Consider the following 2,272-nt stretch of genomic DNA (forward strand, 5'->3'; position numbering starts at 1 on the left):
CGAGGCCACTCGATGGCCGGCGTGTGACCCCTCGCGTAGCTCGACTTGATAGCAGTGAACTCACGTGGGAGGTTAGGGCATGTGTCCCACGGTGGCCGGCGGTCTGGCCAGGCTCTGGTCGCCGCGCGAGAGGCGCAAACGCCGTTGGCCTGGCGGTGGCAGGCGCGAACACGGCCGGTGTTCTCACTGAGTGGTGGGCGCTGGTGTGGTGCTCGGCGGCGGACGCAAGGCGCAGTGGAGCGACCGGCGCGGACGGGAGCGCCAGCGGACGGAAGCGAAGGGAGCGCAGCGAAGCCCGGAAGGTAGCCGCCGAGCTGTCGCGTGTGCTCAACGTGTGGTGAGGAGTTCGATCAGGGTGTCGACGTTGCGGCCGAGGTGGTCGAGGGCACTGCTGCCCTTGGCGGCGGTGGCCTGGGATGGTGAGCCGATGACGCCGGTGGGCGTAGATCTCCGTGGCCGTGCCTTCACCGCCGCGTCGGCGACGAACGTTGCCACTCGTCACGGTGTCGGACCACTATTCGAAATGCCCGCCTCGTAGCGACTTTTCAGTGACGAGCTGCTACATCAACGAACTTCACTGCGGCCCGTCGTGCGCCACCGGCCGGCTAAGCTCAAGCCGCGATGCGGGATCGACCATGCAGCGCCGACATCACCGGCGTCGAACGGTGCCGTCGTCTGGTCAGTGCCTGCTGGACGATTTGCGGTTGCTCGACGTGGCCCTGGATGAACCATCCGCGGAAACCCGTTTGACGTTCCTCGCCGCCCTCACCGGTGGGCGTGCAACCGGTCGGACGCCGATCGTCAGCCCAACCGGTGCAAGCATATTGACCAGCGCGTCGAGGCTGAACTTGCTGATCTTTCCGTTCAACGGATCCGAAACTCGAGGCTGAGTCAGATGAAGACGCGCGGCAGCCTCGGTCTGCGCCCAACCCTCCTCCCTGATTCGCTGCTCAATGGCGATCATCAACAGGCCGCGCGCGGTGAGGTTGGCCGCCTCCTCCGGGGTCGCAGCGCGATCGTAGAACACGCTGTCAGCCGTCTCGTGCCTCGCTATACCGCTTCCCGGCCAGATCAATTTCATTGATCGGTGTCGGTTGCGACTTCTTCGTGAAGACGTGAAGGACGCAAACTTCGCGACGTAGAAATTGTTTGGCATCAGCCCCATTTGCCGGCGAAACAGCTGCTGGCCAAACTCATACCGAATCTCCCCGCGTTGCGCGCAGATATCCTCACGAGTTGTGCCAAGCCATATAGAAGCCAGGCGAGGTCTCGACGGCGGTCGGCCACCTGGCACGTTACGCAGACGGCCTCGCCCCGCGCGCGGCTGCCCGGGCGTCCGGTGGGCGCGCTGTAGTTGACCGGCAACAGGCGCGGGTGACGACGCCTGTGCAGGGTCGCCGACACGACCCGTCGACGATCGAGGATCTGCGACTCACTGGCACGGCGTAAGCCGCCTGACCGATGTGTCCACCAACTTACGTCAAGCCCACATCAGCTTTCTCAGAGTTGGGCGAGTGTGGCGGTGATGTCCTTGGTCAGCAGGTAAAGGTCGAGGTTTGTCGGGTCCTCGGGGTCGAACGGCGCGAATCCGAACCGCTGCCACCAAGTGACGGTGCCGGGGTTGAGCGCAGTGACGACGACGGCCCGGCATGCTGCTTTGAGGTTCAGTTCGGCCGCAGTCGCCAGGATGTGCTTCACCATGTGAGTGCCGAGCCCAAGTCCAGTGACATGCGTGTCGGTGGCTAGGCGACCGACAAGCAGCGCGGGAACTTGCATCGGGGCGCCCGTCGCCACAGGAGCCGGTCTAGCGGCTCGATTCACCGAAGTCATCGACAACGTTGCGTAACACACCACCCGATGGCCACGGTCGGCGATGACCCACACTGCTGCGGTGTTGCCGCGTCGGTTCTGGCCCGCGTAGCGGCGCAGCCACTCGTCTCGTGACGGTTCGCCCGAGGCGAAGCCCTCGCGCTGATGCTTGTCCGGGTCCAGCAACGTCGGCCGGTAGAACTCCACTCAGTCCAGCCAGCTGAACTTTTGTGAGCGCTGCAATGCAGCCGCCAGCCGTTCGTTCACCCGCGCCGGCCGGTTCAGTGCTTCCGTGAACGCGGTTGCCGCGTCGGGCGACAAACGGATGGTCTGTCGTTCGGCGAGCAGGTCGTCGGCGGCCTGACGTGCGGCCTGCAGGACGAATGCCGACACACTTAAGTGCGCCTCGCTGGCAGCCTCCTCCAGCCGACGCTTCGACGCCGCGTCGACGCGCAGCTGTAGA

General features: G+C 65.1%; 4 protein-coding genes and 1 pseudogene. All 5 read right to left on the reverse strand.

Translation table 11 applies throughout. The features are described from left to right. Positions 1-327 precede the first annotated feature (327 nt). Entirely contained in the window at positions 328-495 is a 168-nt protein-coding gene (locus tag F6Q13_RS17135) for a hypothetical protein (RefSeq protein WP_293059113.1), read from the reverse strand. Positions 496-679: 184 nt separating this feature from the next. After that, positions 680-1,027 carry a helix-turn-helix domain-containing protein gene (locus F6Q13_RS17140; RefSeq protein ID WP_367141351.1) on the reverse strand — a complete coding sequence of 116 codons (348 nt, stop codon included), beginning with the start codon at positions 1,025-1,027 and terminating at the stop codon, positions 680-682. Between the two features lie 4 nt (positions 1,028-1,031). Then, positions 1,032-1,127, reverse strand: a pseudogene (locus F6Q13_RS20330) (type II toxin-antitoxin system RelE/ParE family toxin); the annotation flags it as partial. 373 nt (positions 1,128-1,500) lie between these two features. Next, positions 1,501-2,016, reverse strand: a complete 516-nt coding sequence (locus F6Q13_RS17145) for a GNAT family N-acetyltransferase (RefSeq protein ID WP_293059117.1) — start codon at positions 2,014-2,016, stop codon at positions 1,501-1,503. Continuing rightward, positions 2,017-2,272, reverse strand: a 256-nt coding sequence (locus F6Q13_RS17150; protein WP_293059119.1) for a DUF1778 domain-containing protein, incomplete at its 5' end; no start/stop codon positions are given.

The sequence above is a fragment of the Mycobacterium sp. genome (assembly GCF_008709575.1).
GTDB lineage: Bacteria > Actinomycetota > Actinomycetes > Mycobacteriales > Mycobacteriaceae > Mycobacterium.